This is a genomic window from Planobispora longispora (assembly GCF_016863135.1).
Classification (GTDB): Bacteria; Actinomycetota; Actinomycetes; order Streptosporangiales; family Streptosporangiaceae; genus Planobispora; species Planobispora longispora.
Window position 1 is genome coordinate 145,976 of sequence record NZ_BOOH01000039.1, and the last position, 22,537, is coordinate 168,512.

The 22,537-nt window shown below is 72.3% G+C and carries 19 protein-coding genes; 16 read left to right on the forward strand and 3 right to left on the reverse strand.

Annotated elements, in window-relative coordinates; genetic code table 11:
• Nucleotides 1-23: 23 nt before the first annotated feature.
• Nucleotides 24-860 carry an ErmE/ErmH/ErmO/ErmR family 23S rRNA (adenine(2058)-N(6))-methyltransferase gene (gene erm, locus Plo01_RS24090; protein ID WP_203892941.1) on the reverse strand — a complete coding sequence of 279 codons (837 nt, stop codon included), beginning with the start codon at nt 858-860 and terminating at the stop codon, nt 24-26.
• 315 nt (nt 861-1,175) lie between these two features.
• Here erm and Plo01_RS24095 point away from each other — a divergent pair, with 315 nt between their 5' ends.
• A complete protein-coding gene (locus Plo01_RS24095) occupies nt 1,176-2,039 on the forward strand; it encodes an alpha/beta fold hydrolase (protein ID WP_203892942.1) in 864 nt (287 codons plus the stop codon).
• 162 nt (nt 2,040-2,201) lie between these two features.
• The gene (locus Plo01_RS24100; RefSeq protein WP_203892943.1) at nt 2,202-4,742 is read left to right on the forward strand and encodes an ATP-binding protein; all 2,541 of its coding nucleotides are present in this window, start codon (nt 2,202-2,204) and stop codon (nt 4,740-4,742) included.
• 62 nt (nt 4,743-4,804) lie between these two features.
• Here the strand turns inward: Plo01_RS24100 and Plo01_RS24105 are convergent, their stop codons facing one another.
• Complete coding sequence (locus Plo01_RS24105) at nt 4,805-6,436, reverse strand: histidine kinase N-terminal 7TM domain-containing diguanylate cyclase (RefSeq protein WP_203892944.1); 1,632 nt, start codon at nt 6,434-6,436, stop codon at nt 4,805-4,807.
• A 172-nt stretch (nt 6,437-6,608) separates the two neighbouring features.
• On the opposite strand from Plo01_RS24105, the gene Plo01_RS24110 reads away from it, so the two are divergent.
• From Plo01_RS24110 to Plo01_RS24170, 13 genes are all read left to right on the forward strand, one after another.
• Nucleotides 6,609-7,586, forward strand: a complete 978-nt coding sequence (locus Plo01_RS24110) for an aldo/keto reductase (protein WP_203892945.1) — start codon at nt 6,609-6,611, stop codon at nt 7,584-7,586.
• 186 nt (nt 7,587-7,772) lie between these two features.
• On the forward strand, nt 7,773-8,942 hold the full coding sequence (locus tag Plo01_RS24115) for a homogentisate 1,2-dioxygenase (protein ID WP_203893039.1): 1,170 nt from the start codon (nt 7,773-7,775) through the stop codon (nt 8,940-8,942).
• An 11-nt stretch (nt 8,943-8,953) separates the two neighbouring features.
• Nucleotides 8,954-9,733 (forward strand): hypothetical protein, encoded by a 780-nt coding sequence (locus Plo01_RS24120; protein WP_203892946.1) that lies wholly within the window; start codon nt 8,954-8,956, stop codon nt 9,731-9,733.
• A complete protein-coding gene (gene fahA, locus Plo01_RS24125) occupies nt 9,733-10,878 on the forward strand; it encodes a fumarylacetoacetase (protein ID WP_203892947.1) in 1,146 nt (381 codons plus the stop codon). The genes Plo01_RS24120 and fahA overlap by 1 nt, the downstream gene beginning before the upstream one ends.
• Nucleotides 10,879-10,966: 88 nt before the next feature.
• Nucleotides 10,967-12,133: a L,D-transpeptidase gene (locus tag Plo01_RS24130; protein WP_203892948.1), complete on the forward strand. Its 1,167-nt coding sequence runs from the start codon at nt 10,967-10,969 to the stop codon at nt 12,131-12,133.
• 189 nt (nt 12,134-12,322) lie between these two features.
• Nucleotides 12,323-12,757: an NfeD family protein gene (locus Plo01_RS24135; protein ID WP_203892949.1), complete on the forward strand. Its 435-nt coding sequence runs from the start codon at nt 12,323-12,325 to the stop codon at nt 12,755-12,757.
• A gap of 6 nt (nt 12,758-12,763) precedes the next feature.
• A complete protein-coding gene (locus Plo01_RS24140; RefSeq protein ID WP_203892950.1) occupies nt 12,764-13,873 on the forward strand; it encodes an SPFH domain-containing protein in 1,110 nt (369 codons plus the stop codon).
• Nucleotides 13,874-14,043: 170 nt separating this feature from the next.
• Nucleotides 14,044-15,072, forward strand: a complete 1,029-nt coding sequence (tdh, locus tag Plo01_RS24145) for an L-threonine 3-dehydrogenase (protein WP_203892951.1) — start codon at nt 14,044-14,046, stop codon at nt 15,070-15,072.
• Nucleotides 15,072-16,253, forward strand: coding sequence for a glycine C-acetyltransferase (locus Plo01_RS24150; RefSeq protein ID WP_203893040.1), 1,182 nt, complete (start codon nt 15,072-15,074; stop codon nt 16,251-16,253). The genes tdh and Plo01_RS24150 overlap by 1 nt, the downstream gene beginning before the upstream one ends.
• Nucleotides 16,254-16,375: 122 nt before the next feature.
• The gene (locus Plo01_RS24155) at nt 16,376-17,398 is read left to right on the forward strand and encodes a LysR family transcriptional regulator (RefSeq protein ID WP_203892952.1); all 1,023 of its coding nucleotides are present in this window, start codon (nt 16,376-16,378) and stop codon (nt 17,396-17,398) included.
• A 123-nt stretch (nt 17,399-17,521) separates the two neighbouring features.
• Nucleotides 17,522-18,070, forward strand: a complete 549-nt coding sequence (locus Plo01_RS24160; protein ID WP_203892953.1) for a SigE family RNA polymerase sigma factor — start codon at nt 17,522-17,524, stop codon at nt 18,068-18,070.
• On the forward strand, nt 18,067-19,320 hold the full coding sequence (locus Plo01_RS24165) for a hypothetical protein (protein ID WP_203892954.1): 1,254 nt from the start codon (nt 18,067-18,069) through the stop codon (nt 19,318-19,320). Before Plo01_RS24160 ends, Plo01_RS24165 begins: the two co-directional genes overlap by 4 nt.
• Before the next feature lie 119 nt (nt 19,321-19,439).
• Nucleotides 19,440-20,645 carry a cytochrome P450 gene (locus Plo01_RS24170; RefSeq protein WP_203892955.1) on the forward strand — a complete coding sequence of 402 codons (1,206 nt, stop codon included), beginning with the start codon at nt 19,440-19,442 and terminating at the stop codon, nt 20,643-20,645.
• A gap of 68 nt (nt 20,646-20,713) precedes the next feature.
• Here the strand turns inward: Plo01_RS24170 and Plo01_RS24175 are convergent, their stop codons facing one another.
• Nucleotides 20,714-21,280: a cysteine hydrolase family protein gene (locus Plo01_RS24175; protein WP_203892956.1), complete on the reverse strand. Its 567-nt coding sequence runs from the start codon at nt 21,278-21,280 to the stop codon at nt 20,714-20,716.
• A gap of 163 nt (nt 21,281-21,443) precedes the next feature.
• Here Plo01_RS24175 and Plo01_RS24180 point away from each other — a divergent pair, with 163 nt between their 5' ends.
• On the forward strand, nt 21,444-22,535 hold the full coding sequence (locus Plo01_RS24180; RefSeq protein WP_203892957.1) for a hypothetical protein: 1,092 nt from the start codon (nt 21,444-21,446) through the stop codon (nt 22,533-22,535).
• Nucleotides 22,536-22,537 lie beyond the last annotated feature (2 nt).

Sequence of the window (22,537 nt, forward strand, 5' to 3'; positions counted from 1 at the left end):
GGGGGCGGTCCCCCGCCGAGTGGTCAGCCGGCGGGGTGGAGGTGGTCGAAGATGATCCGCCACCGGTCGGGGTGGACGTACGCGACGACCGTCCCGGCATCGACCCCCGCCTCGGCGAAGGCGGCGTCGACACGCGCCTGCGGATAGCGCGGCAGCAGGGTCGCGTGCAGCGAGCCGCCCAGGCCGGTGAAGCCGTGGGCCACGAACTCCTCGTAGCCGGGCAGGTCGGGCCCGTGCGGGAGGCGGTCGATCCGCAGGATGGCGGAGTCGACCGCGGGCACGGGCCGGAACGCCTCGGCGTCGATGCGGTCCAGCAGCCGCCAGCCGTACCAGGGCCACGTCTGCACGGTCAGCATGCTCCAGCGGCCGAAGTCGCCGGTGCGCTTGCGGGCGTATTCCAGCTGGGTGAGCAGCGTGGCCGAGGTGAGGGACGGCGCCCGCAGGCACCAGTCGACGATCTTCGAGGTGATCCCGTACGGGATGTTCCCGGCGACCGCGAACGGCTCGCGCGGCGCGCGGGCGGCCAGGAAGTCGCCCCGGACGACGCGGATGCGAGGGTCGGTCCGGGTGCGGGAGGCCAGTTTCCCGGCCAGCAGCGGATCGACCTCGTAACCGACGACCTGCCCGCAGATCTCGGCGAGCGCCCGGGTCAGGACGCCCTCTCCGGCACCCGGTTCCAGGACCAGGTCATGCGGGCCGGCGGCCTTGACGAGCCGGGCGACGGCGTCCGGGTCGACGAGGAAGTTCTGCGACAGGACGCGCCGGGTCCGGTCACGATCGGTCCGGCCGGAGCCGGCACGGGCCTTCTGGGTGCGCTTCTGCGTGTGGGAGTAGTTGCCATGAGCGAAGGACTGCGCCATGGGTGTCGCCCTTTCGGGTCCGAGAGGAAGTGGTCTCGGAAGGCCCGGGGCACGTGTGGAGAAGGGGTGGATTCCCCGATGGGCACGGGTTCCCGTGGGGCGGGTTCCCGGACGGGGCGGATTCGCTCCGCCGATTCCCTCTCTACCGGCCCAGGACCGGGCCGCGACGGAGGCGGATCGAGAAGAAATGAGGCGCGTGGCACATCGTGGACATGCGGCTCAGGCCAGGAAACGCCGCATCCGGGGCACAACAGGTTTTCCCGCCGGGAGCGAACGTTCACTCCCGGCGGGGACGCCCCGGCGTAGGTTGCGAACATGACCATGATCGACTGCAACGGGGCACGGCTGGCGTACGACGAGGCCGGGCGGGGATCCGCCGAGACGCCCGCCGTGGTGTTCGTGCACGCGGGGATCGCCGACCGGCGGATGTGGGAGCACCAGTTCCGGGCGCTGTCCGCGAACCACCGGGTGATCCGCTACGACTGGCGCGGGTACGGCGAGTCCGGCGACGCCGAGGGCGAGTTCGCCCACCACGAGGACCTGCTGGCGCTGCTCGACGCGCTGGAGGTGGCGCGGGCCGTGCTGGTGGGCTGCTCGATGGGCGGGTCGTACGCCGTGGAGGCCGCCCTGACCGCCCCGGAGCGGGTGACCGGTCTGGTGCCGATCTGCTCCGGACTGGGCGGCCACGAGTGGCCGCCGGAGATGGTCGCGCAGGCCCGCGAGCGGGTGCACGGCTCCGTCCCGGCCGACCGGCTGGGCGCCTACCGCGCCCGGAGCGGCCCGGTCGATCCCGCCGACGTGGAGGCGATGGCCAGGGCCCAGGTGCTCTGGCAGGTCGCCGGTCCCGACCGGGGGCGGGAGGATCTCGCACCCGAGGTGTGGGAGGCGGCGGTGGAGATGTGCCGGGGCGTCTTCGCCCGGCTCTGGAGCGGCCCGGCCTCCGCCGAGCGGCATCTCGACCCGCCCGCCGGGGACCGCCTGGGCGAGGTCCGGCAGCCGACGCTGGTGATCAACGGGCTGGCCGACGTGCCGGGCATCCAGGAGGTGTCGGACCTGCTGTCGGCGGGCATCCCGGGGGCCCGCCGGATCGACCTGCCGGAGACCGGCCACCTGCCGCCCCTGGAGCGCCCGGCCGAGGTCACCGCCGCCCTGACCGGTTTCCTCTCCGCCCTCCGCTGACCTCCGCTGACCTCCGCCGGCCGGGACGCCGGGCGCACCGGCTCATCCGCCCGGAATGGATTGCTCGATCCCCTGGTGGGCAGACCGACAGGGCGGCCGGTCTCACGGGGGAGATCAGGGGGAGATCAGGGGGGAGCTGGGGCCGTGACGGCGGTGAATTCCGTGCGTGGCTCGCAATGGCTGGGGACGTTGCACGCCACCGGCCTGCTGGGCGCTCCCGAGACGCCCTCGCTGGACCGGCTGGTCCGGCTCGCGGCCCGGCTGCTGGACGCTGCCGTCGTGTCGGTCTCCCTGATCGACCACGACCACTGGCTGCTGATCAGCGCGGCGGGGCGCGCCGGACGGCCGGTTCTCCGGCGGCAGGACTTCCCGCCGTCCCCCCTCTGTCAGCACCTCGTCACCACAGGCGTCCCGCTGATCATCGCCGATGCGCGCGGCGACCGGCGCTGGAAGGGCGATCCCGCCGCCCAGGCGGTGGACCGGGAAGCGGAGGTGACGGCCTACGCCGCCTTCCCGCTCCGTACGGCCGACGGCGAGATGCTGGGCGCCATGTCCGTGATCGACACAGCGGCCGGCGCACCCGGCGGGTGGGACCGGGAGCGGACCGAGACCGCCGAGGGCTTCGCCGCGGCGGCGGAGTCACAGGCCACCCTCTGGCTGGCACACGCGGAGGCCCTGCTGGCCGGGGCGCGGCTGCAGATGATCCTCGAACGCACCCCCTACGCCTTCGTCTCGATCGACGCCACCGGCACGGTGACGGCGTGGAACGCCGCCGCCGAGCGGTTGTTCGGCTGGTCGTCGGAGGAGGCCGTCGGGCAGGACGTGGCCGATCTGATCATTCCCCCGTCGCTCCGGCAGGCGCACTACGAGGGCCTGCGCCGGGTGCGGGAGAGCGGCAGGTCGATCCTCGCGGGCCAGCGGCTGGAGCTGACCGCCGTCGACCGGAAGGGCCGGGAGTTCCCCATCGAGATGGTCCTGCAGGTCAACACCGAGCACGGCGAGTCGGTCTTCCACGCGTTCCTGAACGACATCAGCATGCGGCGCCGGGCGGAGACGCTGCGCGAGGCCCAGCACGCCGTGGCCCGGGTCCTGGCCGACGCCGCCTCCACCGCCCAGGCCGCCGTCGGCACGGTCACCGCGGTCACCGGGGCGCTCGGCTGGGCGTGCGGCGAATACTGGCGGGTCGAGCCCGACGAGACCGGCATCACCCGTGTCTGCTCCTGGACGAGGCCCGGCCTGGACCTGTCGGGCTTCACCGGCGATCAGCCGGTGTCGCTGCCGCCGGGACAGGGTCTTCCCGGGCTGGTCTGGGTCACCGGCCGCGACGCCTGGATCCGTGACCTGCCGACCGACCCCAAGAACTTCACCCGCAGGCACTCCGCCCTCCAGGCCGGTCTGCACACGGCCATCGGGCTGCCCGTGCACAGCGGCCGCCAGGTCGTGGGAGTGCTGACCTTCTTCGCGGAGACGGTCGAGGAGCCCGACGAGGACCTCGTGGCCACGCTCGACGGCATCTCCGCGCATCTCGGGCGTTACAAGGAACGCCGCCGCGCCGAGGAGCTCACCCTGGCCCTGACCGCCAGCCGCCGCCATCTCGACCGGGTCATCGGCCAGCTCAGCGACTTCGTCTGGACCATCGAGGTGACCGCCGAGCACCGGATCCTGCCGGTCTACACCAGCCCGGACAGCACCGGGGTGTTCGGCGGGGCGATCCCCCGCGGCGCCGACATACTCCAGCTCATCGGCGAGCACATCCACCCCGACGACATCCCGGCCTTCGAGACCTACCGGGCCACGCTCGCGGCCGGGGAACCGGCGGAGGTCGAGTTCCGCATCACCGGCGCCGACGGGATCGTGCGCTGGATCTGGACGAGGGCGATGCCCCGCCGTGAGGACGAGCGGCTGTTCATCGACGGCATCAGCACCAACGTCACCGAGCGCCACCAGCTCCTCGAAGAGCGCGAGCGCCTGCTCGCCCAGGAGCAGGAGCAGGTGCGCCGGCTGCGGGAACTCGACCGGATGAAGGACGAGCTCGTCGCCATGGTCAGCCACGAGCTGCGCAGCCCCATCGGCGCCATCCGCGGTTACGCCGAGATGCTCTTGGACGAGCCCGGCCTCCCGGACGAGCACCGCATGTTCGTCGACGTCATCGACCGCAAGAGCGCCCACCTGCAGCGCCTCGTCGACGACCTGCTGGACCTCGCGCGTTTCGACGCCGGACACATCAACCTCGACTCCCGGCCGATGTCCCTGAGCGAGCTGGCCTGCCAGGCCGCCGACGACCACCGGCCCTCGGCCGAGGCCAAAAACCTCGTCCTCGACACCGACCTGGTCGCCGGGGTGACCCTGCGCGCCGATCCGGTACGGCTGCGCCAGGTGCTCGACAACCTGCTGTCCAACGCGATCAGATACACGCCCCCCGGAGGCACCGTCTTCCTGACCGTCGGGTGCGACGACGAGGCGGTCGTCACCGTCGCGGACACCGGCATCGGCGTCCCCGCCGAGCAGTATCCGCAGTTGTTCGACCGCTTCTTCCGCGCCTCCACCGCCCTGGCGTCCGGGGTCAAGGGCACCGGGCTCGGCCTGGCGATCACCCGTGCGATCGTCGAGGCGCACGGCGGCACCGTCACGGCCCAGCCCCGGGAGGGGGGCGGCACCGTCTTCACGGTCCGCCTGCCGGCCGCCTCTCCGGAGGAGACGTAGGCGATCCCCGGAGCGGGCCGGGCCGGGTCAGGTCAGGCCGGGTCAGGTCGGATCGGAGCGGGTCAGGCCGCCGCCCCGGATCCGGCTCCGGCGGCTCCCGGCGGCCGGGGCACGCCCCGTTCGACGCGGTCCCGGCCCAGCCGCTTGGCCTCGTACAGCGCCTCGTCGGCGATCCGCAGCAGGTCGGCGGGGCTCCACGCCTCCAGGGAGAGGGTGGCCACACCGGCGCTGAACGTCACCGACAGCAGACCGCCCTCGACGCTGACCGGGGTCTCCTTGATGCGTTCGCGCAGCGCGTCGACCCGTTCCCAGGCGGCCTCCGCCGTGGCGCCGGGCAGGACGAGCACGAACTCCTCCCCGCCGTAGCGGGCCACCACGTCGTCGTGACGGACCTCGCCGACCAGCATCCTCGCGATCTGGACCAGGACGGTGTCGCCGTCGCCGTGCCCGTAGGTGTCGTTGATCTGCTTGAAGTGGTCGACGTCGATGAGCGCGAGGCTGAGCGGCGTGTACGCCTCCGTGGCCCGCCGGGTCTCCTCGGTCAGCACCTCCATGAGGCGCCGGCGGTTGTACAGCCCGGTCAGCGGGTCCCGTACGGCCTGCTCGGCCAGGCCCGCGCGGAGCGCCTCGATCGTCTCCAGCTGCTCGCGGAGCCGTACGTTGGCCTCCTCCGCCTCGTCCCGCCGCCGCCTGGCCTCGGTGACGTCGCGGGCCACGAGCACCCAGCCGATGCACTCGTCCCGACGGTCACGGAGGACGTTGGTGCGCACGTGCAGGTCGACGCCCCGGCCCATCACGTCGGTCACCTCCTGCTCGGTGCCGGCGTCCTCCGCCAGGAAGAAGCCGAAGCCCGGGATCTCGGCCAGCGACATCCCCTGGACCTGGTCGGGCAGCCCCGCCCTGCGCAGCAGGGTGCGGGCGGAGGCGTTGACGTTGAGGATCCGGCCGGACCGGTCGACCACGCCGACCGCGTCGCTGATCGTGTCGAACACCTGCTCAAGCGCCACCTGGATCTGCTGCTGCGGCAGCGAGCGGGTCAGCGCCCCGTAGGCGATGACCATGGTGACGGCGAGCCCGACCGAGGTCAGGTCCACAGTGGGGTCGGGCAGGGCCAGGGCCGCGATGTTGGCCGCGATCGGCGGGGCGAAGGCCGCGATCGTCCAGTCGTGGATCTCCCGCCGGTCCGGGGGCGCCTGCCGCCGGGCGCGCACCACCAGGACGAAACTGACCGTGAGAAGGCTGTAGATGTAGGCGCTGTGCAGCCAGAAGGCCCAGCCCAGGACGGGGAGGAGCCCTCCCTCCGGCCCTGCCGGGTGGAACCCGGTGAAGAAGTGGTGGTGCCACGGGTTGGTCAGCATCGCGACCGCCGTCGCGGCGGGTTCGATCGACAGCAGCGCGAGGGCCCGGGGGGTCACCCGCCAGGCGCGGTCCGCCACGGTGCGGGACAGGCAGAAGACCGAGGCCGTGACGGCGGTCGACGCCAGGCCGCCGGCGGTCGCGACCAGCCAGGCCGTCACCGGGTCGGACAGCAGGAGCTGGACCGTGTTCAGCAGGGCCAGCACGGCGGTGCCCGCCCCCATGAACGTGTTCACGCCGGAGAGCGGGGACTGCCACCGCCGGAGCCGGTGGACGACCGTCACCGCACCCGCCACGGCAGCCGACATCGCGAACGCGATGACGAGGAACACCGCCATGGACTCCCCTTCTTCTTTCCGTGACCGGTCCGGTGCGTATCGTGGTCCCCCATCGGCACGGACCCCTCCCGGATGAGCAGAAGCCGGGAGGAGTCCGCGCAGGTCCGGGCGGGCAGGCGGGCGGCGGGCCCGCCTCCGGTCCCGCGCGGGCGCCGGAGTTACGATCGTGCTCGTGAAACAGCACACATTGGGCAAAACGGGCAAGAAGATCGGTGTCGTGGGACTCGGCGCCTGGCAGCTGGGCGCCGACTGGGGCGAGGTCGGCGAGGACGAGGCGCTGTCCGTCCTCGCCGCCGCCGTGGACGCGGGCACGACGTTCATCGACACCGCCGACGTGTACGGCGACGGCCGCAGCGAGCGGATCATCGGGCAGTTCGCCAAGGACAGGCCCGGCCTGACCGTGGCCACGAAGATGGGCCGCCGGGTGGCCCAGGAGCCGTCGGCGTACACCCTCGACAACTTCCGCGCCTGGACCGACCGGTCCCGCGCCAACCTCGGCGTGGACACCCTCGACCTGGTGCAGCTGCACTGCCCGCCCACCCCGGTCTACTCCGCCGGCGCCGTCTTCGACGCCCTGGACACCCTCGTCCAGGAGCGGCGCGTGGCCGCCTACGGGGTGAGCGTGGAGACCTGCGAGGAGGCGCTGACCGCCATCGCCCGGCCGGGCGTGGCCACCGTGCAGATCATCCTCAACGCCTTCCGGCTCAAGCCGCTGGAGAGGGTGCTCCCGGCGGCGGCCGAGGCCGGGGTGGGCGTCATCGCCCGCGTCCCGCTGGCCAGCGGCCTGCTGTCGGGCAAGTACAACGAGTCCACCGTCTTCGCCGAGGACGACCACCGCACCTACAACCGGCACGGCGAGGCCTTCGACGTGGGCGAGACCTTCTCCGGCGTCGACTACGCCACCGGCCTGGCCGCGGTGCGCCGCCTGGCCCCGCTGGTGCCCGAGGGCCTGACCATGGCGCAGTTCGCGCTGCGCTGGATCCTCGACCAGCCGGGCGTGTCGGTGGTCATCCCCGGCGCCCGCAACGCCGCCCAGGCCCGCGCCAACGCGGCGGCGGACGCGGCGGCGCCCCTGCCGGAGGAGTCGCTGCGCGCCGTGCGGGAAATCTACGACGAGCTGATCCGGCCGCAGGTGCACGACCGCTGGTGACGGGAGGGAGGCGGCGGGCGCTCCGGGGGAAGGGGCGGTCCCGGCGGGCGGCGACGTCCCCGCGGACCGGCGGATCCGGCTCGATGTTTGACATCTCCCCCCGACGTGACGGATGGTTGTTCGTATAGAGGACGCTATTGTCCGATAAACGGACACCCTCAGGTGAACAGGGCGGGAGAGAAGCAGATGCCGTACTACCGCGTCGTGGGTGACGTACCCCGCAAGCGACACGTTCAGTTCCGGCGACCGGACGGCGGGCTGTACGCCGAGGAGCTGATGGGCGAGGAGGGCTTCTCCAGCGACTCCTCCCTCCTCTACCACCGCCACCTGCCCACCGCGATCATCAAGGCCGAGCCGGTCGAACCCTTCGCCGGCTCGGTCCTGACCCCCAACCTGCCGCTCTCCCCCCGCCACTTCCGCACCCAGGACCTCCCCTCGGGCGGTGACCTGGTCACCGGGCGCGGCCTGCTGGCGGGCAACGCCGACGTCCGCATGTCGTACGTCGCGACCGAGGCGCCCAGCGAGCTCTACCGCAACTCCATGGGCGACGAGTGCGTCTACATCGCGAGCGGCCGCGTCGTCTTCGAGTCCACCTACGGCGCCATGGAAGCCGCCGAGGGCGACTACGTCGTCGTCCCGACCGGCACGATCCACCGCTGGGTGCCCGACGGCCGGGTGACGGCCTTCGTCATCGAGGCCGCCGGGCACATCCGCCCGCCCAAGCGCTACCTGTCGAAGTACGGCCAGTTCCTGGAGCACGCCCCCTACTGCGAGCGCGACCTGCGCAGCCCGCAGGAGACGCTGGTCGTCGAGGGCGAGGAGGTGCCGGTGCTGGTCCGCACCCGCGGCGGCCTGACCCGGCTGGTCTACCGCAACCACCCCTTCGACGTGGTCGGCTGGGACGGCTGCCTGTACCCCTACGCGTTCAACATCAACGACTTCGAGCCCATCGTGAAGGGCATCCACGCCCCGCCCCCGGTCCACCAGACCTTCGAGGGCCCGAACTTCGTGATCTGCTCCTTCTGCCCCCGGCCGCTGGACTTCCACCCGGAGGCCGTGCCGATCCCGTACAACCACCACAACGTCGACTCCGACGAGCTGATGTTCTACGCCGGCGGCGACTACAGCGCGCGCAAGGGTTCCGGCATCGACGTCGGCTCGATCTCGCTGCACCCGGCCGGGTTCACCCACGGCCCGCAGCCCGGCGCGGTCGAGGCGGTCATCGAGGCGGTGCGGCAGGGGCACACCCGCACCAACGAGCTGGCCGTCATGGTCGACACCTTCCGCCCGCTGGACCTGGGCCCCGCCGCGCTGTCGGTGGAGGATCCCGCCTACGCGTGGACCTGGGCGCGGTGACGAGGCCGACGATGAGGCTCTTCCACGATCTCGTCGACGACGCGGGCCTGTTCCCGCCCACCGCCCTGCCGATGGACGAGGCGCTGGCCCGGCACCGCGGCGACCTGGAGGCGGGCCACCCGGTGCTCACCCACCGCTTCCTGTGCCCGGCGAGCCGCCTGCCCGCGCTCCGCGCCGGGCTGTCCTTCCCGATCCGGCTCGGGCTGATCCTCGACACCCCGGACCTGCCCCCGCTCGACGGCCTGGACGTCGAGCTCGTCGAGATCCCCGGCGCCCGGTTCACCACCCCGTCCGGGCGGGTCGAGCTCCCCGCCGGCCTGGGACTGCCCGAGACGAAGGCGCGCCGCTTCGTCGAGGTCACCGCGGCCCAGCTGCCGGTCCGCCTCCCCGCCGGCGCCGGCCTGAAGATCCGGTGCGGCGGGCTCTCCGCGGAGGCCTTCCCCAGCCCGCACGACCTGGGCGCCTTCATCTCCCACTGCGCGGAGCACGGCATCCCCTTCAAGGCCACCGCCGGGCTGCACCACGCCGTCCGGCACTTCGACCCGGCGCTCGGCGCCGACCGGCACGGCTTCCTCAACCTGGTCCTGGCGGTCTGCGCGGCCGCGGGGGGAGGCGACCCGGTGCCGGTGTTGAAGCTGACCGACGTGGGCGAGCTGGTGCGGCTGGCGCGGGCCGTACCGGACGAGACCGTGCGGCGGGCCAGGGAGCTGCTGGTGTCGTACGGCTCGTGCAGCACGGGCACCCCGATAGAAGACCTGCGCGCCCTCGGGCTGACAGAGGAGGACGACTGATGACCGCGAGCCCCTGGGGTCTCGACAACCTGCCCTACGGGGTGTTCTCCCGCGTCGGCGGCGAGACCCCCCGGGTCGGCGTCCGGTACGGCGACCACGTGCTCGACCTGGCCGGCGCGCTGCACGACGAGGTGTTCGCCACCGGCTCGCTCAACGCCTTCATGGCCCGGGGCTCCGCCGCCTGGCGCGACACCCGCGCGCTGATCCGCAACAAGCTGGCCACCGACCGGGCCGCCGTCGAGCCGCACCTGATCCCGCTGGACCAGGTCAGGCTGCACCTGCCCGTCGAGGTGGGCGACTACGTCGACTTCTACTGCTCGCTGGAGCACGCCTCCAACCTCGGCCGGATGTTCCGCCCCGACGAGGAGCCGCTGAAGCCCAACTGGCGGCACCTCCCGGTCGGCTACCACGGCAGGTCCGGGACCGTCGTGGTCTCCGGCACCCCGGTCGTCCGCCCGTCCGGGCAGCGCGGCGCCGGGGTCTTCGGGCCCTCCGCGAAGCTGGACATCGAGGCGGAGCTGGGCTTCGTCGTGGGCGGGCCGACCGCGCTGGGCGGGCGACCGGGCCGGTTCGAGGACCACGTGTTCGGTGTGACGCTGGTCAACGACTGGAGCGCGCGGGACATCCAGGCGTGGGAGTACGTTCCGCTCGGGCCCTTTCTCGGTAAATCCTTCGCGACCTCGATCTCCCCGTGGATCACCCCGCTGGAGGCGCTCGCCTCCGCCCGCGTCCCGGGGCGCGCGCAGGACCCCGAGCCCCTGGACTACCTGCGCCGCGCCGAGCCGTGGGGGCTCGACCTGGTCATGGAGGTCAGGTTGAACGGCGAGGTGGTCTCGCGCCCGCCGTACCGGGAGATGTACTGGACGCCCGACCAGATGCTCGCCCACATGACCGTCAACGGCGCCTCCCTGAGGGTCGGCGACCTGTACGCCAGCGGCACGGTCTCCGGCTCCGAGGCGGGTCAGCGGGGCTCGTTCATCGAGCTGACCTGGAACGGGAGCGAACCGATCAAGCTGTCCGACGGGTCGGTGCGGACCTTCCTGGAGGACGGCGACACCGTCACGATCACCGCGACCGCGCCGGGACCGGACGGGAGCGCGATCACGCTGGGGGAGGTGTCGGGAACCGTCCAGCCTGCGAGGTAAGTCCACGATGTGACTCGGCGTGCTTAAGAGCTCACGGAGCGCTAGCCTTGGCGCCGACTGTTCGTGAACTCCCCGAAGGCAGGAATCGATGCGGCGCGCCGCCGGCCCTCTCCCGATCCTTCTCCTCCTGCTCGCCCTGGCAGGCTGCTCCCCGACCGCCGACGGCGGCGGGGAACAGGGAGGGAGGGCGGCCGCGCCCGCGGTGCGGATCTATCCGAGCCCGGGTTCGGAGCGCGCCCCGACCGGCCGGGGCCTGACCGTCCAGGCCAGCGAGGGCACGCTGACCGGGGTGGTCGTCTACGCGGGCGGCGTGCCGGTGCCGGGCAGCTTCGACGCCACCCGGACCGTCTGGCGCTCCGACCGGCCGCTGGCCCCCGGCCAGGACTACGCGGTGAGCGCGATCGCGGCGGCCCCCGACGGCACCTCCTCGAGCGCCACGGGCAGGTTCCGCACCCTCGTCCCCGAAGAGACCTTCCGCATCGTGTCCGTCATCCCCTCACCCGGCGAGACCGTGGGCGTCGGCATGCCGATCATCGTCGACTTCGACGTGCCCATCCAGAACAAGGCCGCCGTCGAGAAGGCCCTGACGGTGCGCTCCGCCACGCCGGTCGAGGGCGCCTGGCGCTGGGCCGGGGACACCCGGGCGATCTACCGTCCCCGCCACTACTGGCCGGCCGGGCAGGAGGTCGGCTTCACCGCCCACCTGACCGGCGTCCGCGCCGGCAAGGGGATGTACGGCACCGCCGACCACGTCACCCGCTTCACCGTCGGACGCGCGCAGATCAGCACCATCGACACCCGGACCCACCAGATGGTGGTCCGGCGCGACGGCGACGTCGTCCAGCGCATGGCCATCAGCGCGGGCATGGCCACCACCGTGGAATACACCACGACCAGCGGCGCGCACCTGACCATGGACAAGAGCAACCCGGTCCGGATGGTCTCCCCCAACCGGAGCAAGGGCGACCCCGGCTACTACGACGTCATGATCAGTCATGCCGTGCGCATCTCCAACAGCGGCGAGTACGTGCACGCCAAGGGGAACGTCTGGGCCCAGGGCCGGGTCAACGTCAGCCACGGCTGCATCAACGCCCGACCCGACCAGGCCGCCTGGTTCTACACCACCTCCCTGCGCGGCGACCCCGTGATCATCCGCGGCACCGACCGCGAGCTCGAGTGGGACAACGGCTGGGGCTACTGGCAGCTCTCCTGGCCCGAATGGCTGCAGGGAAGCGCTCTGCGCCCCGGCTCCTGACCAGCCGCCTCCCGGGGATCCCCGGCTCCTGAGCGGCGAGGCGTCGCACCGGCGTGCCCGGCTCCGCCGTACGGCGAGAGCCGGTCCGTCGCCCCCCTGACAGCCGCGTCGATGGCGACATACCGTGGGAACAGGAGACATCGGAACCTTCCGGACGCCGGACCCGTTGCACTGGTAGGAGGGCGGAGCATGGATGACTGGATCATCTGGTTGATCCTCGCGGTGATTCTCGGCGTCGCCGAGATCTTCACGTTGACCACCGCACTCGGCCTGCTCGGCGGCGCGGCCCTGATCGCCTCTCTCGGCGCTCTCATCGGCCTCCCGGTCCCGCTCCAGCTCGTCGTCTTCGTCGGCTCCCTCGCCGCGGGGGTCGTCGTCGTCCGTCCCATCGCCAAGCGGCACCTCAAGCAGCCCCCTCTCGGCCAGCGCTTCGGCGTCCAGGCGCTCGTCGGGAAGACCGCCTACGTGACCAGCGAGGTGACGGGGCGGGAGGGCCGGGTGAAGATCGGCGGCGAGGAGTGGTCGGCCAGGGCCTACGACGAGACGCTGGTGATCCCGGCCGGGGCGACCGTCGACGTCATCGAGATCGAGGGCGCGACCGCCCTCGTCTACCCCAGGGAGTAGTGACCCATGGATCCGTTGCTGATCGTCGGGGTGCTCATCGTCCTGTTCGCCGTGTTCACGGTCATGAAATCGGTGCGGATCGTGCCCCAGGCGAGAGCCAGGAACGTCGAGCGGCTCGGCCGCTACCACAGCACGCTCAAGCCCGGCCTCAACTTCGTGATCCCCTACATCGACCGGGTCTACCCGATGATCGACCTGCGCGAGCAGGTCGTCTCCTTCCGGCCGCAGCCGGTCATCACCGAGGACAACCTCGTCGTCGAGATCGACACCGTGCTCTACTTCCAGGTCACCGACCCGCGCGCGGCGGCCTACGAGATCGCCAACTACATCCAGGCGATCGAGCAGCTGACGGTCACCACGCTGCGCAACGTCATCGGCTCCATGGACCTGGAGATGACGCTCACCTCGCGCGACACCATCAACAGCCAGCTCCGGGGCGTGCTCGACGAGGCGACCGGCAAGTGGGGCATCCGGGTCAACCGGGTCGAGATCAAGGCCATCGACCCGCCGAAGACCATCAAGGACGCGATGGAGAAGCAGATGCGCGCCGAGCGGGACAAGCGCGCCGCCATCCTCAACGCCGAGGGCCAGCGCCAGTCGCAGATCCTCACCGCCGAGGGCGACAAGCAGAGCGCCATCCTGCGCGCCGAGGGCGAGCGCAGCGCGGCCATCCTCAAGGCCCAGGGCCAGGCCCAGGCCATCGACGAGGTCTTCCAGTCCGTGCACCGCAACGACCCCGACCCCAAGCTCCTGGCCTACCAGTACCTCCAGGTGCTCCCCGAGCTCGCCAAGGGTCAGGGCAACACCTTCTGGGTCATCCCGAGCGAGGTCACCTCCGCCCTCCAGGGTGTCTCCCGGGCCTTCACCGAGTCCCTCCCCCAGTCCCCGGCCACCCGTGAGCTCTCGGGCGAGGACCGCTCCACCGCCGCGAAGGAGGCCGCCCAGGCTCAGCAGGCCGCCGCCGAGGCGGTGGCGGAGGCCGGCGAGGCCGAGACGGCCGCCGGCCCCCGTCAGCTCGGACCCGCCGCGGCCGCCCCCGGCGACCCCCTCGCCGACCTCGCCGGCCTCCAGGGACAGAGCGACCGGATCCAGGAGCGGCGCGACCGCACCCCCTGACCCGGGACCGCACCGCCCGCCCATGCCTCCCCGGCATGGGCGGGCGGTTGCGGGGCAGGACCGCAGCGAGTGTGAAGCCGAGCTGTGGGCGGGGTTAAGAAAACCGCGATGGACACCTCCGGAGCCGACCCGGCACAGTGCGTAAGGTCTGTACCGAGGGGGGATTCGCGATGAAGGCACTGGTCAAGGAGCGGGCCGAACCCGGTCTGTGGCTGACGGACGTACCCGAGCCGGCCATGGGACCCGGAGAGGTGCTGATCAAGGTGCTGCGCACCGGGATCTGCGGCACCGACCTGCACATCCGGAGCTTCGACGCCTGGGCTCGGCAGACCTTGAAGCTCCCGCTCGTCGTGGGGCACGAGTTCTGCGGCGAGGTCGTCGAGGTGGCCCCCGGCGTGGAGGACATCGCGGTCGGCGACCTGGTCAGCGGCGAGGGGCACATCGTCTGCGGCAAGTGCCGCAACTGCATGGCCGGGCGGCGGCATCTGTGCCGCAACACGATCGGGCTCGGGGTGAACCGTGACGGCGCCTTCGCCGAGTACGTGACGCTGCCGGCCTCCAACGTGTGGGTGCACCGGATCCCGGTGGACCCCGACGTGGCCGCGATCTTCGACCCGTTCGGCAACGCCGTGCACACCGCGCTGTCGTTCCCGATGGTCGGCGAGGACGTCCTCATCACCGGGGCCGGGCCGATCGGGCTGATGGCCGCGGCGGTCGCCACCCACGTCGGCGCGCGCAACGTGGTCATCACCGACGTCAGCCCCGAGCGCCTGGCCATCGCCGGCAAGCTCGGGGTCGGTCTCGCGCTGAACGTGGCCGAGACGTCCATCGCCGACGGCATGGAGCGGCTCGGCATGCGCGAGGGCTTCGACGTGGGCCTGGAGATGTCCGGGCACCCGCAGGCGCTCCGCGACATGATCGCGAACATGACCCACGGCGGGAAGATCGCCATGCTGGGCCTGCCCGCCGAGGAGTTCGCGGTCGACTTCGCGACGGTCGTGACCTCGATGATCACGATCAAGGGCATCTACGGGCGCGAGATGTTCGAGACGTGGTACGCCATGTCGGTGCTCCTGGAGAAGGGGCTCGACCTGTCCCCCGTCATCACCGACCGCTTCTCCTACCGCGACTTCGACGCGGCCTTCGACACCGCCGCGAGCGGCACGACCGGCAAGATCATTCTGGATTGGACGGCCTGATGTTCGACGACATCCGCGGCGACGTGCGCGCCACCCTCGACGAGATCGCCTCGGCTGGACTGCTCAAGCCGGAGCGGATCATCACCACCCCGCAGCGGGCCGGCATCGCCGTCTCCGCCGCGGGCGGGTCCCGCGAGGTGCTGAACTTCTGCGCCAACAACTACCTGGGCCTGGCCGACCACCCCGAGCTGGTGGCCGCCGCCAAGGAGGCGCTGGACCGCTGGGGCTTCGGCATGGCCTCGGTCCGCTTCATCTGCGGCACCCAGGAGGTGCACAAGGAGCTGGAGGCGCGGCTCGCGGAGTTCCTCGGCCAGGAGGACTCCGTCCTGTACAGCTCGTGCTTCGACGCCAACGGCGGGGTGTTCGAGACGCTGCTCGACGACCGCGACGCGGTGATCTCCGACGCGCTCAACCACGCGAGCATCATCGACGGCATCCGGCTGTGCAAGGCCCGCCGCCTGCGCTACGCCAACCGCGACATGTCCGAGCTGGAGGCCCGGCTCAAGGAGGCCGCCGACGCCCGGCGCAAGCTGATCGTCACCGACGGCGTGTTCTCCATGGACGGCTACTTCGCCCCGCTGGACGAGATCTGCGACCTGGCCGAGCGCTACGGCGCCATGGTCATGGTCGACGACTCGCACGCGGTCGGCTTCATCGGCGCGGGCGGCGCGGGCACCCCCGAGCTGTACGGCGTGCGCGACCGGGTCGACATCATCACCGGCACGCTCGGCAAGGCCCTCGGCGGGGCGAGCGGCGGCTACACGGCGGCCCGCAAGGAGATCTGCGAGCTGCTGCGCCAGCGCTCCCGCCCCTACCTGTTCTCCAACTCCCTCGCCCCGGTGATCGCCGCCACCTCGCTGCGCGTCCTGGACATGATCAGCGGCTCCAGCGAGGCCCGCGAGCGGCTGCGCGCCAACACCGAGCGGTTCCGCACCAGGATGACCGAGGCGGGCTTCGACCTCCTGCCGGGCCACCACCCCATCGTCCCCGTGATGATCGGCGACGCGGCCGAGGCCGGCGCGATGGCCGAGCGCCTGCTCGAACAGGGGATCTACGTGATCGGCTTCTCCTACCCGGTGGTCCCGCACGGCCAGGCCCGGATCCGGGTCCAGCTCTCGGCGGCCCACTCCACCGAGGACGTCGACCGGGCCGTGGAGGCGTTCATCGCCGCCCGGGGATAGCCGCGCCTCTGGACGGCGGAAGCCCCCCGGACGCCGAAGCCCCGGGCTCCGGAAGCCCGAAAGAGTCTCCCCGGGCTCCGGAAGCCCGGAGAGCACCGGCCGCCCTGACCGACAATGGAAGCGTGATTGACACGCGGCGGCTGCGGACCCTGCGCGCGGTGGCCGACCACGGGACGGTCACCGCCGCGGCGGCGGCGCTCCATCTCACCCCCTCCGCCGTCTCCCAGCAGCTGGTCGCCCTGGAACACGAGGTCGGCCACCGGCTGCTGGAGCGCGACGGCCGGGGCGTCCGGCTCACCGCCGTGGGCCGCATCCTGCTCGGCCACGCCAACGAGGTCCTCGCCCAGCTGGAGCGGGCCGGGGCCGACATCGCCGCCTACACGACCGGCACGGCGGGCGAGGTGAAGGTCGCCTCCTTCGCCACCGCGATCGGCCTGGTGGTCGCCCCGGCGGTGAGCGCGCTCCGGGAGAAGGAGCCGGGCATCCAGGTGCGGGTCCTCGACGCCGAGGGCGACCAGAGCCTCACCATGGTGCTGGACGGCGAGGTGGACGTGGCCGTCGCCGTCGAGTACCGCGGGGCCCCGGCCGAGGACGACCGCCGCCTGTCCCGCATCCCGCTGTACGCCGAGCCGTTCGACGTCGTCCTCCCGCGCGGCCACCGCCTCGCCGGTGCGCCGCTCCGCGCCGGGGGAGCGGCGGATCCGGTGGACGCCGGAGCCGTACGGGATCGGGGGGACGACCGCCCCGTCCCGGGACCGGCGGGCGCGCCCCCTCATGAGGAGCCGGTCACCGTCGCGGACCTGGCGGGCGAGACGTGGATCGGCCCCTACCCGGGCAACCCCTGCCACGACGTGATCGCCCTGGCCTGCGAGCACGCGGGCTTCGCCCCGGAGTTCGCCCACTCCTCCGACGACTTCAGCGCGGTGGTCGCGCTGGCCGGGGCGGGAGCGGGCGTGGCGATGGTGCCGCGCCTGGCGCTGCGCGGCACGGACCTGTCCGGCGTGGTGATCCGCCCGGTCGAGGGCCCGCAGCGCCGGGTCTTCGCCGCGGTACGGCGCGGCGCGGAGCGCCACCCGCTGCTCGTCCCCCTCCTGGACGCCCTGCACCTCGCCGCGGCGGCCCTGCGCCACGCTCCCTCGTCATGACGGCGCCCGCGAGGGGCGCCGCTCGCGGTTCCGGGCGGCCCCGCGGAATTCAGCGCCGCGAGATTCAACACTTCCGCCCCCGAATCCGTCTGGGAGGTGACGGACTCAGGAAGGCAGAGGTAAGTGGACGACGATTCCCGCTTTGAGGCCTTCGTCGCCGAGCGGGCCGACGCGCTGCTGCGCTACGGCTACGTCCTCAGCGGCAACCCTCACGACGCGGCGGACCTCACCCAGGAGGCGCTGATCCGGCTGCACCGCGCCTGGCCGCGGGTGCGCCGCAAGCACGAACCGGAGAGCTACGTCCGGACGACCATGGCCCGGCTGCACGTCAGCACCTGGCGGCTGCACCGCCGTGAGCGGCTTGTCTGGGACCCGCCGGAGGGCTCCCACCTGGACGCGCTCCCCTCCGGCGTCGAACAGGAGCTGTGGCAGGCCCTCGCGACCCTGCCCCGCAAGCAGCGGGCCGTACTCGTCCTGCGCTACTACGAGCAACTGACCGACGAGGAGATCGCCGGGGTTCTCGGCGTCTCCCGGGGGACCGTCCGCAGCCACGCGTCCCTCGGCCTGAACCGGCTCCGCTCGGCCGTACCGGAACCGGCCGGTCCCGGCCCGGCGGGCTCGGCCGGCCCCAGCGCACCGAACCCGACAGCCACCGGCGGGAGGACCCGATGAGCGACCACCTGGAAGACAGCCTCCGTACGGCCCTCGGCCACGCCGCCGAACACGCTCCACGGGCCCCGGGCGCCCTGTCGGCGCACGTCGCGGCCCGCTCCCGGCGGCGCAGGGCGCGCGCGCAGACTCTGCTCGCGGCCGCCGCCGTCGTGCTGGTGGCGGGCGGGGCCGGGATCGCCGTGCGCGGGATCGGGGACGGCCCCGTGACTCCCGCGACAGGCCCGTTCCCGGCGCCGAGCACCGGGAGCGCCTCCGGGACGCCGTCCCCCTCGGGCGAACCGGTGATGCCCGATCCGGTGGAGAAGGTCTGGCCGGAGGCGGTCTGGAAGATCCCGGCCGAGCTGCCCGGCGGGCGCGAATTCCATCCGCAGGCGTTCATCGACGACCGCACGCTGCTCCTGGAGACCTCGGAGAGCTTCGAGAAGGCCGACGCGATCTACTCCTACGATCTCGCCGAGCGCCGGATCCGCAAGATCGCCGACATCAGCACCCCGAAGGGGGTGTTCGCCTCCGGATACACGGTGGGCAACGGGCTGATCGTCTGGCAGACGATCGACGAGGCCGACGGAGACGAGAGCACCGCGCCCAGGACCACGGAGTTCTGGTCCGTCCCGGTCGAGGGGGGGCGTCCCACGGCCATCCGCACGGACCGCCCGCTGAAGGGAGGGGCCGGCAAGCTCACCGTGATCGGGGACAAGCTCGCCTTCTCCCTCGAACGGGGCGGGGTCTTCACGGTTCCTCTCGGGGGCGGGACCGTGGAGCCGGTGCCCGGGGCCGACCGCCACCACATCCTGCGCTGGCCCTGGGTGGGCACGCCGGGCAGGCATCCGCAGGACGGGGAGACCGCGTTCGGAGAGCTGTTCAACGTCGAGACCGGCGCCGTGGACGAGGCGGTCGTCCGGCCCGGCGAGCGGAATGTGAAGTGCGACGTGACGGCGTGCGTCGGCTCGAAGCCCGACGGCAGGTCCGCCTTCTTCCGCCTCCGCGACGGTTCCCGGGAACGCGACATCCCCGGAGAGTCGTTCGCGGGACTCGCCTCCGACCGCTTCCGCATCGTGCACCTGCCCGTGCCGCGGGGCGGTCAGTACCTTCACGACCCGATCACCGGCAAGTCCGGCGACCTGGGGATCCGCGCCGACGCCGACGGCTCGTCGATCGCCGTGCACGCCGCTCTGGGCGACGACCGCCTGGTCGCCTATCCGATCGAGGACGAGTACGTGATCATCGATCTCTCGAAGATCGGCGAGTGACGCTCCGCGGAAGGGCTCTTTACGCACGGCGGGCGGCGTGAAATATCGGAGAGTACGTCCACAGGAACTCCGACACGCCGCCCGGCCGCCGGGGCGCGCACCGGAAGGGGGCCGTCGGCATGCAGATCGACCTGCTTGAGGACACCTGGGAGCGCGGCGTCCCGCACGGGCAGTTCGCCCGCCTCCGCAAGGAGGCGCCGGTCTTCTGGCACGAGGTGCCGGACGACACGGGCTTCTGGGCCGTCACCCGCTATCACGACGTCAAGGCGATCAGCCGCGACCACCAGACCTGGTCCAGCGAGGCCGGCGGCACCTTCATCCGCACGCTGTCATCGCAGGAGATGGCGGTCGCGCGGCTGATGCTGCTCAACATGGACCCGCCCAAGCAGAGCCGCTACCGCAGGCTGGTCAGCGCCGGGTTCACCCCGCGGACGGTCGGGAAGCTGGCGGAGGCGATCCGGGCGCGCGCCGCGCGGATCGCCGACACGGTGGCGGACAAGGACGGGGAGGTCGAGTTCGTCGCCGACGTGGCCCAGCACCTCCCGCTCCAGACGATCTGCGACATGGTCGGGGTACCCGAATCGGACCACCAGATGATCTTCGACTGGTCCAACCGGCTGAGCGGCTCCCAGGATCCCGACTTCCAGAGCGGCCCGGACGACGGCGACGACGCCGGGGCGGAGATGTTCGTCTACTGCGACGGGCTGGTCGAGGAGCGGCGCGCGAACCCCCGCGACGACATCCTCACCGCGCTGATCAACGCCGAGATCGACGGCGACAAGCTCAGCCGCGACGAGATCGACGCCTTCTTCGTCATGTTGACCGTGGCCGGGAACGAGACCACCCGCAACCTGATCTCGCATGCCGTTCTGGCGCTGATCGAACGCCCCGACGTCTACCGCGAGCTGGCCGGGAGCCTGGAGGACGAGGAGCTGTGGCGCTCGGCCACCGAGGAGTTCCTGCGCTGGGGCTCCTCCATCCACAACTTCCGCCGCACCGCCCTGCGCGACACCGAACTGCACGGCCAGAAGATCACCGAAGGCGAGAAGGTCGTCACCTTCTACGCCTCGGCCAACTACGACGAGGAAATCTTCACCGACCCGCTCACCCTCGACATCCGCCGCATCCCCAACGACCACGTCACCTTCGGCGGCGGCGGCCCCCACTTCTGCCTCGGCGCGGGCCTGGCACGCGCCCAGATCACCGCGATGCTCCGCGAACTGCTCCGCCGCTTCCCCGCCGCCGAGTTCACCGCCCCGCCCCGGCGCATGCGCTCGGACTTCATCAACGGCATCAAGCACATGCCGGTCCGCTTCCATCTCTGACCCGGAACCGGCCCGGACTCCGACCCGGAGGACCCGCGCCCGCGCGCGGCCGGGCCGCCCGGGACGGCTCAGCCGGCGTCGTCCGCCGTGAAGGTCACCTCCGCCGTGCCGACGGTCCCCCCGCGGCGCCCGGGCGCGCTCTGCCACTTCCAGTAGAGATTGGTGTGCGCGATCACCTGCTCCGGGGGCGGCGCGCCGTACACGCTGAGGTCCTCGGTCGTGTGCGCGTCGCCGACCAGCGTCACGTCGTAGCCGCGGGTGAAGGCCCCGTGCATGGTCGAGCGGATGCACGCGTCGGTCTGGGCCCCGGTGACGACGAGCCGGCCCACCCCGCGCTCGGCCAGCAGCTCCTCCAGCTCGGTGGCCTCGAACGAGTCGCCGTAGTTCTTGTGGACGATCGGCTCGGAATCGCGGCGGACCAGTTCCGGGACGTACCGCCACTCGTTGCTGCCGCGCTTGAGGTCGTCGTCGGAGTGCTGCACCCAGACCACGGGCACGCCCTCCGCGCGGGCCTTGTCGAGCAGGACGTTGATGTTCGCGATCACGCTGTCGCGGTTGTGGGCGCCGCCCACCACCCCGTTCTGGACGTCGATGACGAGCAGCGCGGTGTTCGTCCGGTCGGGCAGGGTCGTCATGGGGGCCTCCCGGTTCCCGTCGAGGTCATGCCTGACCCCCACAGTAGGCCGGGCCGCCGACAGAAACCGGTCGCGGCCGCCCGGGCCCGGAGCTCCCGGGCTCACCGGCGTCTCGCCACCGCCCTTTACCGGCGTCTTATCACCGTGCTGCGAGATTCCGACCATGGGCGAGGACACCTCCGCGGCCCTGCCGGGCCGGCGCTGGGCGATCGTGATCCTGGGTCAGCCCGTGGTCTTCGGCCTCGCCGTCTGGCTGCTGGATCGCGCCGGGACCGCGGCTGCCGTGGAGAGCGTCCGGAAGCGGCTGAGCAATCTTCCGGCCGCGGACACCGGCACCTGGATCGGGTTCACCCAGTACGAGGAGGCCGCCGCCAGGATCCCCTTCCTGACCGCGGCCTTCTTCATGATGGCGGCGGTCCTCTTCGTCAACGTGGCCGCCCCGCTGTGGCACGGCTCGCCCCGGGCCGTCGCCGCCGCGCTCCTCTTCCTCGGGCTGACCGGCCCGCTGTACCTGACGGTCCTGGCAGGCATGGTGGTGACGGACGTGGAGGGGGATCTCCGCAACGGCCTCTGGTCGCCGACCGGGGACATCCCGGCGCCGGCCCCCGGCTGGTACGCCCCCGGCCGCGCCGCGACGCTGGGCGCCGCGGCCATGGCGTACCTGATGAGCGTGGTCCTGCTGACCAGGGCCGTGGCATGGCGGCCGGCGCCGGCCCCTCGCATGGCGCCTCTGATCCTGAGCCAGCTGCCGCTGCTCGGCCTGACCATACCCGTCCTGGATTTCGTGGCGATCGGTCAGGCGGGCCCACTCGCCGACGGGGAGGTGCGGGCCGCCCCCGATTACTACGCCGACGGGAAGTTCTACCTGGAGAACGCCGCCGGGTTCGCCTGGACCCACACCGCGCTGTTCGCCGTGGCCGGGGTGGTCGCGCTGATGCTGGCCCTGCTCATCCGGCGCTTCGGCGTCTCACCCGCGCTGCTGGCCGTCCAGGGAGCGGCCGGGTTCCTCTTCCTGCTCCTGCTGCTGGCGGTCTCGGTGGCCACGCCCTTCTCGCTCAGCGGCGCCGCCGACGAACCCGTCTCCCCGGTGCTGGGCTCCGGGCCGGACTGGTACCTCCCCGCCGTCCTCACCCAGACGGTCCTCTGCGCCGTCGCCTACACCACGACCGTGGTGTGGCAGATCACGTTCCTGAGGCGGGGCCCGGCAGGTGGAAGCCGGTCCGCCCGGCCTCTTGACGTACGGCGCACATCATGAAA

Coding starts and splice junctions, on each gene's coding strand:
- erm (WP_203892941.1), bottom strand. CDS start 860: ATGGCGCAGTCCTTCGCTCATGGCAACTACTCCCACACGCAGAAGCGC.
- Plo01_RS24095 (WP_203892942.1), top strand. CDS start 1,176: ATGACCATGATCGACTGCAACGGGGCACGGCTGGCGTACGACGAGGCC.
- Plo01_RS24105 (WP_203892944.1), bottom strand. CDS start 6,436: ATGGCGGTGTTCCTCGTCATCGCGTTCGCGATGTCGGCTGCCGTGGCG.
- Plo01_RS24115 (WP_203893039.1), top strand. CDS start 7,773: ATGCCGTACTACCGCGTCGTGGGTGACGTACCCCGCAAGCGACACGTT.
- Plo01_RS24120 (WP_203892946.1), top strand. CDS start 8,954: ATGAGGCTCTTCCACGATCTCGTCGACGACGCGGGCCTGTTCCCGCCC.
- fahA (WP_203892947.1), top strand. CDS start 9,733: ATGACCGCGAGCCCCTGGGGTCTCGACAACCTGCCCTACGGGGTGTTC.
- Plo01_RS24130 (WP_203892948.1), top strand. CDS start 10,967: ATGCGGCGCGCCGCCGGCCCTCTCCCGATCCTTCTCCTCCTGCTCGCC.
- Plo01_RS24135 (WP_203892949.1), top strand. CDS start 12,323: ATGGATGACTGGATCATCTGGTTGATCCTCGCGGTGATTCTCGGCGTC.
- Plo01_RS24140 (WP_203892950.1), top strand. CDS start 12,764: ATGGATCCGTTGCTGATCGTCGGGGTGCTCATCGTCCTGTTCGCCGTG.
- tdh (WP_203892951.1), top strand. CDS start 14,044: ATGAAGGCACTGGTCAAGGAGCGGGCCGAACCCGGTCTGTGGCTGACG.
- Plo01_RS24150 (WP_203893040.1), top strand. CDS start 15,072: ATGTTCGACGACATCCGCGGCGACGTGCGCGCCACCCTCGACGAGATC.
- Plo01_RS24165 (WP_203892954.1), top strand. CDS start 18,067: ATGAGCGACCACCTGGAAGACAGCCTCCGTACGGCCCTCGGCCACGCC.
- Plo01_RS24170 (WP_203892955.1), top strand. CDS start 19,440: ATGCAGATCGACCTGCTTGAGGACACCTGGGAGCGCGGCGTCCCGCAC.
- Plo01_RS24175 (WP_203892956.1), bottom strand. CDS start 21,280: ATGACGACCCTGCCCGACCGGACGAACACCGCGCTGCTCGTCATCGAC.
- Plo01_RS24180 (WP_203892957.1), top strand. CDS start 21,444: ATGGGCGAGGACACCTCCGCGGCCCTGCCGGGCCGGCGCTGGGCGATC.